The sequence below is a fragment of the Proteus sp. G4415 genome (assembly GCF_963896075.1).
GTDB lineage: Bacteria > Pseudomonadota > Gammaproteobacteria > Enterobacterales > Enterobacteriaceae > Proteus > Proteus mirabilis.
This window is the reverse complement of record NZ_CAWQOK010000035.1, coordinates 1-15,985: the sequence shown is the minus strand read 5'-3', so window position 1 is coordinate 15,985 and position 15,985 is coordinate 1. Positions and strand designations below refer to the sequence as shown.

The window sequence follows — 15,985 nt, the reverse complement described above, 5'->3', positions numbered from 1 at the left end:
AAACAACAACAAAAACCCATAAATAATATAAATAATCATGGGTTTTCAATGAATTAAATATAAAATAAAATCACAATTCTTCTAAAGAAAGCACATCTTTCATATTATAAAGACCCGATTTTTTTTCACTTAGCCAAATAGCTGACTTAACCGCGCCATTTGCAAAGGTCATTCGACTCGAGGCCTTATGGCTAATCTCTACTCGCTCACCAATATCTGCAAAAATAGCAGTGTGTTCACCCACAATATCCCCTGCACGAATAGTCGCAAAGCCAATACTGCGAGGATCACGTTCTCCTGTATGTCCAACTCGTTGATAAACCGCACAATCTTTCAGATCTCGACCTAAAGTCTCTGCAATCGACTCGCCCATCGCTAAGGCCGTACCAGATGGTGCATCAACCTTATGACGATGGTGAGCTTCTACAATTTCAATATCACTATAAGATCCCATCACTTTAGCTGCCTTCTCTAATAATTTAAGCACTAAATTAACGCCAACACTAAAGTTAGCAGCAAAGACAATAGGAATAGTTTGTGCTGCACAATTAATGGCTTTTTTACCTTCTTCATCAAAACCGGTAGTTCCAATAATCATGCCTTTATGATGCTCAACACAAAATGCCAGATGGGACAACGTACCCTCTGGACGCGTAAAATCGATTAAAATATCAAATTGCCCGACTTGAGCTAATAAATTATCAGTAACAGTGATACCTATATGACCAACTCCCGCTAACTCTCCTGCATCAGCCCCTATCAATGAAGAATTAGTACGTTCAAAAGCAGCACCTAATACTACACCTTGTTGCTGATTAATCGCTTGGATCAGCTGGCGCCCCATACGCCCTCCAGCCCCCACTACCGCAAGACGAAGTTCTGTTGCAGACATAATCTATGTTCTCCTTAGTAACACTTATGATCTTTATTAATACTTTACAGATTAACGATGTCATTCGTTTGATGCCAGCATTTAACGACGATAATAAGAAAAACGAACAAAAGGATAGAGATCATCAGCAAAAGCGATGAACCGCATGATTATTCATTAAATTTTACGATTTATAAAAAAGGAGATAAAAAAAGCAGAGCCTTGGCTCTGCTTGGTAAATTAAATGTTTATAGCTATTGTTATTATTCGACTACTTTATAGTCAAGACGTAACTCTTTTGGCACTTCAAAAACAATGTTTTCTTCTCTGCCAGATAGCTCAATCACTTCTTCTGCACCAAAGGCCTTTAATCGTGCTAAGACTTGTTGAACTAAAATATCTGGTGCTGATGCTCCTGCTGTCACCCCAACAATATTGGCATGGCTTACCCATATTTCATCAATATCTTCAGCACTATCGATTAAATAAGAGGGTTTGCCTGCACGTTGTGCAAGCTCTGCTAATCGATTTGAGTTAGATGAGTTTTTAGAGCCAACAACAAACACGACATCGGCACGCTCTGCAAGCTCTCGAGCAGCTTCTTGACGATTGGTTGTCGCATAGCAGATATCATCTTTACGGGGCCCGATGATTTTAGGGAATCGTTTATTTAAGGCATCAATCACTTCGGAAGTATCATCGACGGATAATGTGGTTTGTGTCATAAAGCAAAGATTATCTTCATCTTTCACTTTTAGTTTCCATACATCATCTGGCGATTCAACCAAATACATTCCCCCTTCTGGGTTACTGTATTGCCCCATCGTCCCTTCAACTTCTGGGTGTCCGGCATGACCAATTAAAATGGCCTCTTTACCTTTACGGCTCGCCCTTGCGACTTCCATATGTACTTTGGTCACTAAAGGACAAGTGGCATCAAAAAGCATCGTTAAATTACGAGAGCGTGCCTCTTGGCGAATAGCTTGAGAAACACCGTGTGCGGAGAAGATCAAAATCGCGTTATCCGGTACTTCGGAGATTTCTTCAATAAAAATAGCACCACGTTCGCGTAAATCATTGACTACGTAGCGATTATGAACCACTTCGTGGCGTACATAAATTGGCGCGCCATAGATTTCTAATGCACGTTCAACAATGCTGATAGCTCGGTCAACACCCGCACAAAAGCCTCGTGGGTTAGCCAGCAATATTTGCATTTGTTGTTTCCTCCTGTGGATCAATACTGACGACTTCAATATCAAATGTGACATCTTGTAACGCTAATGGATGATTAAAATCGACAGTAACAGAATCTTCCGTCACTTCCTGCACAATGCCTGGCATTTCATTACCATTCATTGCCGTAAACAGCATAATGGTACCTGTTTCAGGAATACCGGATTGCGCAAAATCAGAAGGCATAAAGTATTGAATAAGATCAGGATTATATTTACCAAAAATATGCTCCCCCGCAAGCGTGAAGGTTTTCTTTTCCCCTTCTTTAAGTCCTACCAACTCTGCTTCTAAAGCAGGCGATAAGCTTTCATCACCAAGACGAAATAACGCCGGTTTTCCATGTGCTTGTGTAGATTCAGCAACAGAGCCGTCTGCCAATTTTAAGGTGAAATTCAGCAATACCGCACTATTATTGAGGATCTGCATACTCATACTAATACCTTCTATTAAGCGTAACCCCCGCCATTAGGCAGGGGTTATTTTAGTTAACTGATCTGTCGGATTACTTCTGCTTGTTGGCTTCTTGTGGGCTGGCATTCTTATCAGGGAAAAAGCTCTCAATGATAATTAAACCTGCACCAAGACAAATAGACACATCAGCAATATTAAAAGTAGGCCAATGCCAATCACCGACATAAAAGTCCAGAAAATCGATGACAAATCCATGGATCAGACGATCAGAAAGATTACCCAATGCTCCGCCTATAATAAGCGCATAAGCAATATTACTTAGCTTAGCACTCGCTTTATTTTTATACATCATCACCACTAATACAATGCAGATTGCCAGTGCGATTAATGCAAAAAACCAACGTTGCCATCCGCCTTTATCGGCTAAAAAGCTAAAAGCTGCGCCATAGTTATGAGCATAAGTGAAGTTGAAAAAAGGCATGACAGCCACAGATTCATACAGACGGAATGTCTGCATGAAATACTGTTTTGTACCTAAGTCCAACACCACTACAGCAATAGCCAACCAGAGCCAGCGTAAACCTGTAGAGCAAAGTGTTTTCTTCATCAATTAAGCAAACTTACGTTCTTCACCGTTACCGGCTACGTTAGTAACACAGCGACCACATAAATCAGCGTGTTCCGCCACTTGACCAATGTCAGTTGCATAGTGCCAGCAACGTGGACATTTTTCACCTTGCGCTTTACTCAAGACAATTTTCAGCCCCGCCATATCAGATGCTAACGCGTTTTCTGGCGCATCATGAATATCAGCGACGGTCGCTTGAGAGGTAAGTAAAACAAAACGCAATTCGTTTCCTAATGCATTCAGTTTTTCCGCTAAGGCTTTATCCGCATACAGTGTTACTGCCGCTTCTAAAGAGCCACGTAGTTGCTTATCGGTACGAGCTTGCTCTAACACCTTATTGACTTCACTACGAACGGCTAATAATTCCGCCCAGTACTCATCATTTAAGGTTTCAGATGCCTCTAAACCAAATAAATCTGTGTACCATTCTTGAGTGAAAACAAATTTCGCACGCTCACCCGGTAACTGTGCCCAAATCTCATCCGCGGTGAACGACATAATTGGTGCCATCCAACGTACTAATGCTTCGATAATATGGTATAGCGCAGTTTGACAACTACGGCGAGCAACACTGTCGCTTTTCGCAGTGTATTGTCTGTCTTTAATGATATCTAGATAGAAAGATCCCATTTCTACTGAGCAGAACTGCATAAGACGCTGAATAACATTATGGAAATCGTAGTTTTCATAGTGTTTGAGGATATCTTCCTGTGCCGCTTTCGCACGACCGACCGCCCAACGATCAAGTATTACCATCTCTTCAGGTTTAACTTGATGTTTAGCCGGATCAAAACCATTTAAGTTCGCTAAGAAGAAACGCGCTGTATTACGAATACGACGATAAGTATCAGCAGAACGTTTTAAGATCTCATCGGAAACCGCAATTTCACCCGTATAATCGGTGGAGGCAACCCATAAACGTAAAATATCCGCACCCAGTTTGTTCATTACATCTTGAGGGCTAACAGTATTACCAATGGATTTCGACATTTTACGGCCTTGTCCATCCACGGTAAAACCGTGTGTTAATACTTCACGATAAGGCGCTTTGCCTTTAATTGCCGTTGAAATCATAAGAGAAGACATAAACCAACCACGATGTTGGTCTGAACCTTCTAAATAGAGATCAGCTGAATTGCCATGGAATTCAGGACGAGCATCAACTACGGTTGAGTGCGTTGATCCTGAATCAAACCAAACATCAAGTGTGTCAGGTGTTTTCATGTAGTCATCAGCTTCATCACCCAGCAGTTCGCGGATATCTAAGTCCCACCAAGCTTGAATACCACTCACTTCTACACGCTTAGCGACTTCTTCCATTAACTCTAGAGTACGAGGATGAGGCTCTTGTGTTTCTTTATGCACAAACAGCGACATTGGTGTTCCCCAAGTACGCTGACGAGAAATACACCAGTCAGGACGGTTTTCCACCATTGACTCAATACGAGCTTGGCCCCAATCAGGGATCCATTTAACACCTTTGATCTCTTTTAAGGATTGTTGACGTAATCCATTTTTATCCATACCGATAAACCATTGTGGAGTGGCACGGAAGATAACTGGTGTTTTATGTCGCCAACAGCAAGGATAACTATGTTGCATTGCTTCATGATGTAATAGAGCACCTTTTTCTTTTAGTAACTCAACAATCACATCATTAGCTTTAAAAACAAACACACCATCTAAGGTCGGATACGTATTAGGAAGATAACAACCATTAGGTCCAACCGGATTAGCCACTTCTAAACCATATTTTTGACCAATAACAAAGTCATCAGGACCATGACCCGGCGCGGTATGAACAGCTCCCGTACCGGCATCTAATGTAACGTGATCGCCTAAAATGGCTGGCACATCAAAGCCCATAAATGGGTGATTGAAGCGCAATAATTCTAAATCACTACCTTTACATTCACCTAAAACAGCCCAGTCTGTGACACCGATACGTTTCATAACGTGTTCAACTAAGTCTGCCGCTAAAATGACGCACTCATCATTAAATGAAACTAATGCGTAATTAAATTCGCCATTTAATGCAATTGCACGGTTAGCAGGTAATGTCCATGGTGTGGTAGTCCAAATAACTAAAGAAATAGGTTTATCAGTGACGACACCAAATTTAGCCGCTACAGCGTTTGAATCAACCGCACGGAAACGCACATCGATAGAAGGAGAGGTTTTATCGTAATATTCCACTTCCGCTTCAGCTAGCGATGAACCACAAGCCGTACACCAGTGAACAGGTTTTGCCCCTTTTAATAGGTGACCATTAGCGATAATACGTGCTAATGCACGAATAGTATTGGCTTCCGTTTTGTAGTCCATAGTGAGATAAGGTTTGTCCCAATCTCCTAGCACACCTAAACGAATAAAATCTTTTTTCTGCGCCTCTATTTGCTCATAAGCATATTTACGGCACTCCTCGCGGAATTGAGCTGCAGAGACTTTTTCTCCTGGTTTACCTACAATTTGTTCAACTTTTAATTCAATAGGTAATCCGTGACAATCCCATCCTGGAATGTACGGAGAATCAAAGCCTGACAGCCCTTTGGATTTAATAATAATATCTTTGAGAATTTTGTTTACTGAGTGACCAATATGAATATTGCCGTTGGCATAAGGAGGGCCATCATGCAAAATAAATGTTTTCTTACCACTTTTAGCTTGACGAATAGCTTGATACAAACCTTCTTTGTACCAACGTGATAACATTTCTGGTTCGCGCTTTGCTAAATCCCCGCGCATAGGGAACCCTGTTTCTGGTAAGTTCAGGGTATTTTTATAGTCACTCATTCGATTCTCAGTTCCAAGTTTCCGCTAGTTTATGACTCCGACCGCTGCAATAAAAAATCCCTAGCAGCAGCCACATCATTTGCGATTTGCTGTTTCAACGCATCCAATGATGCAAATCGCTGTTCATTACGTAATTTCTTTCGTAACACAACATCAATACGACGTCCATATAAATCCATATTAACGTCGATTAAATGAACTTCTAATTGTACACCCTTACCTTTTACGGTAGGACGACTGCCAATATTAGCCACCCCCGCTAAAGGCGATTGATGGTCGGCTAAATAAACATCAACCGCATAAACACCAGCAACAGGTGCCACTAAGCGTTTCATGGGAATATTGGCGGTTGGAAAACCAATAGTTCTTCCTAATTGATTACCATGTACCACGCGTCCACAAACGCTATAAGGGTGTCCAAGCAATGATTCAGCTAATGCTAAATCGTCATTGAATAAGGCTTCTCGTACCGCCGTACTGCTAATACGTAATCCTTTGTCACAATAACTTTCAGTATTTGCCACCTCAAATCCGTATCGAGCACCGGCTTGTTGTAAAAAATGAAAATCACCTGCCCTATTTTTACCAAAACGAAAATCATCGCCAATGGCTAAAAACTTCACACCTAATTTATCAACTAAGAGTGATGAAACAAACTCTTCCGGTGTTTGTGCCGCAAATTGCTTATCAAATTTGACACATAACAGGTAATCAATACCACACTCTGCCAAATATTTTATCTTATCGCGTAGGCGTGTTAGACGAGCAGGTGCTTTCTCTGGCAAAAAAAACTCCAGAGGTTGAGGTTCAAATGTCATCACAACAGTAGGTAGGCCACGACGTGATGCTTCTTGCTTCAAGTGTTTTAATAATGCCTGATGACCGCGATGGACACCATCAAAATTGCCAATTGTTAGAACACAACCATGATGTTGTGCTCGAATATTCTGTATACCGCGAATTAGCTCCATAACTGGCTCAATACCGTGGAAATAATTGGATTATACCTTGTCAAAGGCTCGAGAGTAACCCAATATATCAATGTTTATTGGTGAGTAATATCTTGCTTTGTCAATTCACTATGATTGTTAAATTAACATGCTCACTGCTAACAAAAAATAAACGATTACTCACTTGTTGGTTATAAAATCGCACAAAATCAACCGTAGATCCGCTTAGAATCTATTATTTATTACTCATATACACGATTTTGATGATTTTTTCACTCAAAAGACTGTATTCTACCCGTCTTAACTGATAAAATCTTGCGCCATCACAACGAAACCAGTGTCGCGTACAACGACGCTAATTTTGTATAAATCCATTGACAAACTTAGGTTGAAAAGGCATATTCCTTCACCTTTGTATTGTCCTCGCTAGAATATATTTGGGAGTTGGAACTTGGCTAATATCAAATCAGCTAAGAAACGTGCGGTTCAGTCTGAAAAGCGTCGTCAGCACAACGCAAGCCGTCGTTCAATGATGCGTACTTACATCAAAAAAGTATACGCAGCAGTTGCTTCTGGTGATAAAGAAGCAGCACAAAAAGCATTTAATGACATGCAACCAATTGTTGACCGTCAGGCAACTAAAGGCTTAATTCATAAGAATAAAGCAGCACGTCATAAAGCTAATCTGCAAGCACAAATCAAAGCAATGTAATTATTGTTTTTTGTGTTTAAAAAACCGGCTTAGGCCGGTTTTTTTACATTCTGTCTATGCAAACTCTACGTATTTCATTCGTTATTGGCTTTCTTTTCACCACTAAACAAAGCTGAAAAATCGGTATTACACACACGTTGTACTGCCGGATGCTGGATCATACGTTCAGCAAAAATAACGTAATACTCTTCTTTTACCGAGTCTAATGTGCCTATTTCCTCAATATTACTTTGGACAAATGTCTCATTGGTATAAATAGAAGGTGCAACAAAGATAGCATTATGATTTAAACCAAATGCTTTCATTAATGCAGCATCATCAAATTCACCTAAAATTTCTACTTGAAGATTTTTATTGCGTATCCAAGTTAACAAATGACGACCTAACATAGAGCGTCGACCAGGGATAAGCAATTTTCTATCTTCTAAACATTCTGGGAATGGCTTTTCTGGTATTGGCTGACTACAGAAAAAACTGACACTACACTCACCCAATTTAACAGAGAACAGCCCCTCTTGTTGTGAGGAATCTACGGGACAATCAGATAAAATCATATCTAACTTATGCTGACTTAATTGCTCTAACAACAATTCATGAGTCGATTCAAAACAGCGTAAATGTATTTGTTCATGATCAATAACCGCCGTTTCTAATACACGACTAACAAGTTGTTTGGATAACGCATCGGCAACCCCAACATCAAATAACAGGTTAGATTCTCGACTATAGTTGACAATATCTAGCATCTCTTGGCTCAGCATAAACATTTTATCGGCATAGCGAAAAATAAGCTGACCTAATTCAGAGGGAACTAATCCGCGTCCTTGACGCTTGAATAATTTCCCCCCTAATCTTTCTTCTAATGCTTTAATTTGCCCTGTAATTGTCTGAGGTGTCAGATACAGCGCTTCCGCAGCCCCTACAACAGAGCCTTCTTTACACACATGCCAAAAATAATAAAGATGATTAAAATTGAGATGTGACACACGCATAGTGATTTTCCTTTCAACTTCTGTGATCTCATCACACAGACTTCGTTAACAACGCATTAGCGATTGGTGTTCCTTTCTCCAATCCTCATAAAAACACCTACGGCACAATACAAAGTATTGCGCCGTAGGTTTATGTTTATAGCTCGGTTTTTATTGTGTTTAGAAAACGAGTTCCCTACTCAATTTCGCTATTTTTGCTTCTGCTTCAACTTCGGTAAAACAGAGTTAAGCAATAAATATCCCACAACAGCAGCCATGGTTGAGCCAACTAAAATACCCAGTTTAGAGTATGTATTATAGGCTTCTATAGCACCTTCAAACGCAAGACCTGCGATAAAGATAGACATAGTAAAACCGATACCACATAAAACAGAAACGGCAAATATTTGCTTAAGATTAATCGCATCTGGCAATTTTGCAATCCCTAGTTTTACCGAAACCCAACTAAAGAGAAAAATCCCAATCGGCTTACCTAAGAAAAGCCCTAATGCAATACCAACGGGTAAGGTCGATAACATGCCATCAAGGGTAACGCCATTTAAAGAAACCCCCGCATTACTAAAAGCAAATAGCGGTAATATTAAGTAGGCAACCCACGGGTGTAAAACATGCTCTAACTCTTCCGACGGTGAAGCCCCCTCTTTATCTCTTAATGGGATCAGGAATCCAACAATCACTCCCGCTATTGTGGCATGTATACCTGATTTCAAAATACACACCCACAAAATAAAGCCTAGGACTAAGTAAACTGCTGTATTACTCACTTTACGCCAATTAAGAATAAACAACATGATGGTGATTAGCGCTGCCAATAATAACGGGACTAATGCCACACTCTTAGAGTAAAAGAGAGCAATAATCACAATGACACCAAGATCATCAATAATGGCTAGAGCTAATAAAAAGACTTTCAATTCCACAGGAACGCGACGCCCTAGTAACGCCATTACACCTAGAGCAAAAGCAATATCTGTTGCTGCCGGAATAGCCCATCCTTGTTGACCAATCGCATCGCCATGATTAAAAAATAGATAAATCAAAGCAGGTGCTAACATTCCTCCTACTGCAGCAATTGCAGGAAAAATAGCGCGATCACGTTGCGCTAAGGAACCTTCTTTTAGCTCCCGTTTGACTTCTAATCCTACCACTAAGAAAAAGATGGCCATGAGTGCATCGTTAACCCATAAGATCAACGGTTTATCTAGCTCTAATGCCCCAAATTTAATCATTATTGGGATAGATAAAAACTCATTATACAAAGCACTAAGAGGTGTATTCGCCATTATTAATGCGATAATAGCAGCAACAATCAGAAGAATACCGCCTGATGCCTCTAATCTTAAAAATTGTCTAATAATTGCTGTCATATTGTTAACCTAAAAATGTCTATTTGTGTTAATAATATGCTAATTATGAATTCGTAAAAAACAGATTATTTAGCAAAAATAATTCGGCTTTTTCGATCTTAATCGCTTATATCAAGAGTAAAGAAGGGATTATGTAAAAAATAATCAATAAGTAATATCACGAAAGATAAAAAACAAAAATAAAAAAAATAAAATACAACCTATTGATACAATTATTTTTTATGATAAACATAAGTAATAATTCACATTTAAAACAAGAATTGATAGAAAATAGGTAAATATTCTATTTTTTATCCATATTATTGTGACTATAGTGTGCTTTTTATTAAGAATAGTTGATAATTTACTCACAAGAATAATAAGAGGTGAAGATAATATTGTTCAACCTTTTTTGTTACCAGAGGATACCTAATGAAATAAGAGGGGAATGAGTATTGAAGATAACAGAGAAAGTTTCTAGGTATTTTTATGAAATTGATAAGAAAAAGCCTGATAGGCAATACATTATCAGGCTTTTGAGAATGAAGATAACGCAAAAATTATTTGGTTAAATCATCAAAGAATTTTTTTACTCCATCTAAGAAACTCTTAGAGCGCGGTGTATTTTTTTCACCACCTTTACCACCAAATGATTCACCTAGCTGTTCCATAAGCTGCTTTTGTTTTTCATTCAGTTTCACTGGCGTTTCAACAACAACACGGCACATTAAATCACCGACACCATGGCTACGTACAGATTTAACACCTTTGCCTTTCATGCGGAACATTTTGCCAGTTTGTGTTTCTGCTGGAATTTTTAGTTTCACACGACCATCGAGAGTTGGCACCTCAATTTCTCCCCCTAATGCTGCAACCGCAAAGTTAATAGGTACTTCGCAATAGAGGTTATTACCATCTCGTTCAAATATATGGTGCTGACGAACATGAACCTGTACATACAGATCGCCTGCCGGTGCGCCTTGCTCACCCGCTTCACCTTCACCACTTAAACGAATACGATCACCGGTATCCACTCCCGCCGGGATTTTAACTGATAAGGTTTTATAACGTTCAACACGGCCATCACCATGACATTTAGAGCAAGGCTCTTTAATTACTTTACCGCGACCATGACAAGTAGGGCATGGTTGTTGAACGGTGAAGAAACCTTGACGTAAATGAACCTGACCTGCCCCATGACATGTTGAGCAAGTTTCCGCTGATGTGCCTTCTTTTGCCCCACTGCCGTGGCATTTATCACAGGTTTCTAAGGTTGGAATGCGGATCTCTTTGGTAATACCACGAACAGCTTCTTCTAGCGTTAAGTCCATGTTGTATTGCAAATCTGAGCCGCGTGCAGCACGTTGTTGACGACGACCACCACCAAAAATATCGCCAAACACATCACCTAAGATATCGCTAAAGTCAGCGCCACCAAAGCCGCCACCGCCTTGACCACCAAAACCACCTTGTTCAAAGGCAGCATGACCATATTGATCATAAGCCGCACGTTTTTGTGGATCGCTAAGAACTTCGTAAGCTTCTTTAATTTCTTTAAATTTAGATTCCGAATCTTTATCACCTTGATTACGATCTGGGTGATATTTCATCGCTAAACGCTTATAAGCACGTTTGATCTCTTTTTCATCGGCTGTTTTACTTAACCCGAGTACTTCGTAAAAATCTCTTTTCGCCATTCTGGATTACCCTTGACATAAGCACACGGGCGTAGAGTTGCCTCGACGCCCGTGTTTCGGTATCAGTAACTGTTCATCATTGAGTTACCGCGGCCCGTTAAGGGCATTATTTTTTATCTTTGCCGTCTACTTCTTCAAACTCTGCATCGACAACATCGTCATCTTTCTTCGCACCTGCATCAGTTGCATCGGCAGTATTACCTGCACCCGCTTGAGCTTGTTGTTGTGCAATTTCTAACAGAGGTTTTGAAGCTTCAACTAACGCTTGCAGTTTTGCTTCAATAGCAGCTTTATCTTCACCTTTAGAAGCAATTTCTAATTCGCTTAACGCTTTTTCGATAGCTTCTTTATCGTTAGCCGCTAATTTGTCACCCGCTTCTTCAATTTGTTTACGTGTACCGTGAACTAATTGATCTGCTTGGTTACGTGTTTGCACTAACTCTTCAAATTTACGGTCTGCTTCTGCATTAGCTTCTGCATCACGTACCATTTTTTGGATTTCTTCTTCATTTAAACCTGAAGAAGCTTTAATGGTGATGTTTTGTTCACGACCACTGTTTTTATCTTTTGCAGATACATGCAAGATACCATCAGCATCGATATCAAAAGTCACTTCAATTTGTGGCATACCACGTGGTGCAGGTTGAATACCATCTAAGTTAAATTGACCCAGTGATTTGTTATCACTCGCACGTTTACGCTCACCTTGTAATACGTGAATAGTTACAGCTGATTGATTATCTTCAGCGGTAGAGAATACTTGGCTATGTTTAGTTGGGATAGTGGTATTCTTCGCAATCAGCGAAGTCATCACGCCACCCATAGTTTCAATACCTAAAGACAGTGGAGTCACGTCAAGTAACAGAACATCTTTAACATCACCAGCTAATACACCACCTTGAACAGCAGCACCCATAGCAACAGCTTCATCTGGGTTAACGTCTTTACGTGGTTCTTTACCGAAGAACTCAGCCACAGTTTTTTGTACCATAGGCATACGAGTTTGACCACCAACCAGAATAACGTCGTTTACTTCACTAACTTTCAAGCCCGCATCTTCTAATGCAACTTTTACTGGATCCATTGAACGTTTTACTAAGTCTTCAACTAAAGATTCCAGTTTTGCACGAGTCACTTTGATATTTAAGTGTTTAGGCCCTGTCGCATCAGCAGTAACATAAGGTAAGTTCACATCTGTTTGTTGAGCTGAAGATAATTCAATTTTTGCTTTTTCTGCAGCTTCTTTCAGACGTTGCATTGCCAATGGATCATTACGCAGGTCAATGCCTTGTTCTTTCTTAAACTCATCAACTAAGTAGTTAATTAAACGGCTATCGAAGTCTTCACCACCTAAGTGAGTATCACCATTGGTTGACAGAACTTCATAGGTTTTTTCGCCATCAACTTCATCAATTTCGATGATAGAGATATCGAATGTACCACCACCTAAGTCATAAACAGCGATAGTGCGGTTACCCACTTCACGATCTAAACCATAAGCCAATGCCGCAGCTGTTGGTTCGTTAATAATACGTTTAACATCTAAGCCCGCGATACGACCCGCATCTTTAGTTGCTTGACGTTGCGCATCATTAAAGTAAGCAGGAACTGTAATAACAGCTTCTGTAACTGGTTCACCTAAGTAATCTTCCGCTGTTTTTTTCATTTTTTTCAATACTTCAGCAGAAACTTGTGGTGGAGCCATTTTTTCGTTACGTGCTTCAACCCATGCATCACCATTATCAGCTTTAATAATTTTGTAAGGCATGATAGAAACATCACGTTGTACTTCCGCGTCTTCGAAACGACGACCGATTAAACGTTTGATGGCAAATAATGTATTTTGTGGGTTAGTCACAGCCTGACGTTTTGCCGGTTGACCAACTAGAATTTCACCATCTTGTGCATATGCAACAATCGAAGGAGTGGTACGATCGCCTTCACCGTTTTCAATAACCCGGGCATTCTTACCGTCCATTACAGCAACACAAGAGTTAGTTGTACCCAGGTCAATACCAATAATTTTACCCATTTAAACGCCTCCAAAGAGAATTCTTTATCAATTTGATTACCAATCTATATGAGGATGAATATTCATTTTTCAAGTCAAAAAATTAATGGACTCAATATCATCACAAAGCGGATAAACATCAACGCAACTCAATAGTGGTAATTGCAGTTGAAAAATAGATGGGGTCATAAATACATTCATCAAGGGGAAAAATAAAAAAAAATAGTAAAAAGATAAAAAAAAGATCTAGTAAAATAACAATATAAAAAATAAATATTATATATCAATAGGTTATGATAAATATTATCTTTAACCCATTATGATGATGTAAAACAACAGCGATAATCCATTAATATAAAAAATAACTAATTGAAATATAACAGTTTCAATCAATTATTACACAAAGTGGGTTATCTCAATGATCAATAAATCATCAACAGAAGCATCACTCATAGGTAAAAATAGCAGGTTGTTCTTATTTAATCTTATTAGGTTGCAAAACGTACTCACATTCGATATTAATAACAAAAACAACCGATGCAATGTATTAAGCAGATGTAGAACGGCGTGCTGATTTAGGTCTAAAGGCAACCACAATTTCTTCGTTAGTTTCGATATAAGGGCCATCCAATAATTGAATACAATAAGGAACACTGGCAAAAATACCACTGACAATCACCTGTCCCTCACTGTCTTTTAATCCCTCTAATGTCTCTGCGATCGCTTTAGGCTGTCCCGGTAAATTTAAAATTAAGGCTTGATTACGAATAACTCCCACTTGACGAGATAAAATCGCCGTAGGAACAAATTTCAAACTGATTTGGCGCATTTGCTCACCGAAGCCTGGCATCTCTCTATCAGCAATCGCCAATGTTGCATCAGGCGTAACATCACGACGAGCAGGCCCTGTGCCTCCCGTTGTTAAAACCAAGTGACATCCTGCTTCATCAACCAGTTCACATAATGTTTGTTCAATCATCAGTTGCTCATCGGGGATCAAACGTGATTCGATATGAAAAGGGGTTGTGATTGCTTTTTTTAGCCAAGCTTCTAAAGCGGGCAGGCCTTTATCTTCATAAACACCACTGGATGCACGATCAGAAACAGAAACCAGTCCTATACGTAATTCATTCATATCAACCTCAAATTAATCAATAACTGCCAATTAGCGTGCTGATATTAACACGAGAACACGGGTGAATTAAAAACAATCTCAGTAAAAGCTATTATGTTATTTTAGCTATAAAAAAACGGGAGTTTTATACTCCCGTTTTTTATCACATTGATGATTTAATCTTAGTCATCAAGATATTTAGCAATATAAGAAGCAGCTAAAAGTTTAGCTTCTGCTAATTGGGCAGCATTGAGGGCACGGGCGGTTCGTTTTAGCATAGCCTCATCACCTTCACCATTTTCTACAGCAACAGCAAACCATGCATAGGCTTCTTTCAAGTTACGTTTAACCCCTTTGCCATAATAATAGTTTATTGCAAGGTTATTTTGTGCCAAGCCATTACCTTGTAGCGCAGCTTTTTTATACCATTCGTTCGCTTTACGTTGATCTTTTGCTACACCATCACCTTCGTCATACATCACACCAAGGTTATTTTGCGCATCTCGATTACCTTGATTTGCCGCTTTGGTATACCAGAATACCGCTTTGCTACCATCACGCTCGACCCCTTCGCCTTCATCGTAAGAGACAGCTAAGTTGTATTGTGCATCAGCATGACCTTGCTCTGCGGCTTTAGTGTACCAAGTCACCGCTTTTTCATGATCTTGTTCGATACCAATACCTTCATCATATGAAATCGCTAAATTATACTGCGCATCGCTATCACCTTGTTCACCGGCTTTTGTATACCAATACACTGCTTTTTCATGATCTTGCTCTACTCCATCTCCTTCATCAAAAGAGACGGCCAAATTGTATTGTGCTAAAGAGAGTCCCTGAACAGCCGCTTTGTTATACCAATAAACCGCTTTTTCAGCATCACGCTCAATATCATCATTCATATCATACATTAACGCTAAATTTAATTGCGCTTCTGCATGACCTTGTTCAGCCGCTTTTGTGTACCACTCCAATGCTTTTTGTGTATTTTGTTCTACACCTTCGCCACCTTCATATTTAACACCAAGTTGATACTGAGAAGCGGCATTCCCTTCTTCCGCACTTTTTTCAATCGCAGGTAAAGAGAAGGCTGTTTTATCTTCTGACATAGCAACACTACTAAAAAAGAGCGATGCCAGTACTGTTGCCAAAACCATCTTTTTCATAATTCACCAATAATAAATAGGATGTTTTTAATAATTAATTTTTATAATTATTACCGGA

13 protein-coding genes are annotated in these 15,985 nt (G+C 39.6%); 1 reads left to right on the top strand and 12 read right to left on the bottom strand.

Translation table 11 applies throughout. The features are described from left to right. Positions 1 to 70: 70 nt before the first annotated feature. The 6 genes from dapB to ribF form a co-directional block, all read right to left on the bottom strand. Positions 71 to 892, bottom strand: coding sequence for a 4-hydroxy-tetrahydrodipicolinate reductase (gene dapB, locus AACU95_RS03120; RefSeq protein ID WP_161737048.1), 822 nt, complete (start codon positions 890 to 892; stop codon positions 71 to 73). 242 nt (positions 893 to 1,134) lie between these two features. After that, positions 1,135 to 2,088 (bottom strand): 4-hydroxy-3-methylbut-2-enyl diphosphate reductase, encoded by a 954-nt coding sequence (gene ispH, locus AACU95_RS03115; RefSeq protein WP_004245204.1) that lies wholly within the window; start codon positions 2,086 to 2,088, stop codon positions 1,135 to 1,137. Further along, entirely contained in the window at positions 2,069 to 2,539 is a 471-nt protein-coding gene (fkpB, locus tag AACU95_RS03110; RefSeq protein WP_004245205.1) for an FKBP-type peptidyl-prolyl cis-trans isomerase, read from the bottom strand. The genes ispH and fkpB overlap by 20 nt, the downstream gene beginning before the upstream one ends. A 70-nt stretch (positions 2,540 to 2,609) precedes the next feature. After that, on the bottom strand, positions 2,610 to 3,125 hold the full coding sequence (gene lspA, locus AACU95_RS03105) for a signal peptidase II (protein WP_026164640.1): 516 nt from the start codon (positions 3,123 to 3,125) through the stop codon (positions 2,610 to 2,612). Between the two features lie 3 nt (positions 3,126 to 3,128). After that, positions 3,129 to 5,939: an isoleucine--tRNA ligase gene (gene ileS, locus AACU95_RS03100; RefSeq protein WP_004245207.1), complete on the bottom strand. Its 2,811-nt coding sequence runs from the start codon at positions 5,937 to 5,939 to the stop codon at positions 3,129 to 3,131. Positions 5,940 to 5,968: 29 nt separating this feature from the next. Further along, entirely contained in the window at positions 5,969 to 6,910 is a 942-nt protein-coding gene (gene ribF / locus AACU95_RS03095; protein WP_004245208.1) for a bifunctional riboflavin kinase/FAD synthetase, read from the bottom strand. Between the two features lie 430 nt (positions 6,911 to 7,340). On the opposite strand from ribF, the gene rpsT reads away from it, so the two are divergent. Next, on the top strand, positions 7,341 to 7,601 hold the full coding sequence (rpsT, locus tag AACU95_RS03090) for a 30S ribosomal protein S20 (RefSeq protein ID WP_004248964.1): 261 nt from the start codon (positions 7,341 to 7,343) through the stop codon (positions 7,599 to 7,601). Positions 7,602 to 7,675: 74 nt separating this feature from the next. Here the strand turns inward: rpsT and nhaR are convergent, their stop codons facing one another. The 6 genes from nhaR to AACU95_RS03060 form a co-directional block, all read right to left on the bottom strand. Next, positions 7,676 to 8,593: a transcriptional activator NhaR gene (gene nhaR / locus AACU95_RS03085; protein WP_004245210.1), complete on the bottom strand. Its 918-nt coding sequence runs from the start codon at positions 8,591 to 8,593 to the stop codon at positions 7,676 to 7,678. A 188-nt stretch (positions 8,594 to 8,781) separates the two neighbouring features. Then, complete coding sequence (gene nhaA / locus AACU95_RS03080; protein ID WP_004245211.1) at positions 8,782 to 9,960, bottom strand: Na+/H+ antiporter NhaA; 1,179 nt, start codon at positions 9,958 to 9,960, stop codon at positions 8,782 to 8,784. Positions 9,961 to 10,499: 539 nt separating this feature from the next. Next, positions 10,500 to 11,636 (bottom strand): molecular chaperone DnaJ, encoded by a 1,137-nt coding sequence (gene dnaJ, locus AACU95_RS03075; protein ID WP_161737047.1) that lies wholly within the window; start codon positions 11,634 to 11,636, stop codon positions 10,500 to 10,502. 106 nt (positions 11,637 to 11,742) lie between these two features. After that, a complete protein-coding gene (dnaK, locus tag AACU95_RS03070) occupies positions 11,743 to 13,668 on the bottom strand; it encodes a molecular chaperone DnaK (protein ID WP_004248962.1) in 1,926 nt (641 codons plus the stop codon). A gap of 526 nt (positions 13,669 to 14,194) precedes the next feature. Next, positions 14,195 to 14,782 carry a molybdopterin adenylyltransferase gene (gene mog / locus AACU95_RS03065; RefSeq protein ID WP_004245215.1) on the bottom strand — a complete coding sequence of 196 codons (588 nt, stop codon included), beginning with the start codon at positions 14,780 to 14,782 and terminating at the stop codon, positions 14,195 to 14,197. 161 nt (positions 14,783 to 14,943) lie between these two features. Beyond that, positions 14,944 to 15,927, bottom strand: coding sequence for an SEL1-like repeat protein (locus tag AACU95_RS03060; protein WP_004245216.1), 984 nt, complete (start codon positions 15,925 to 15,927; stop codon positions 14,944 to 14,946). Between the last annotated feature and the right edge of the window lie 58 nt (positions 15,928 to 15,985).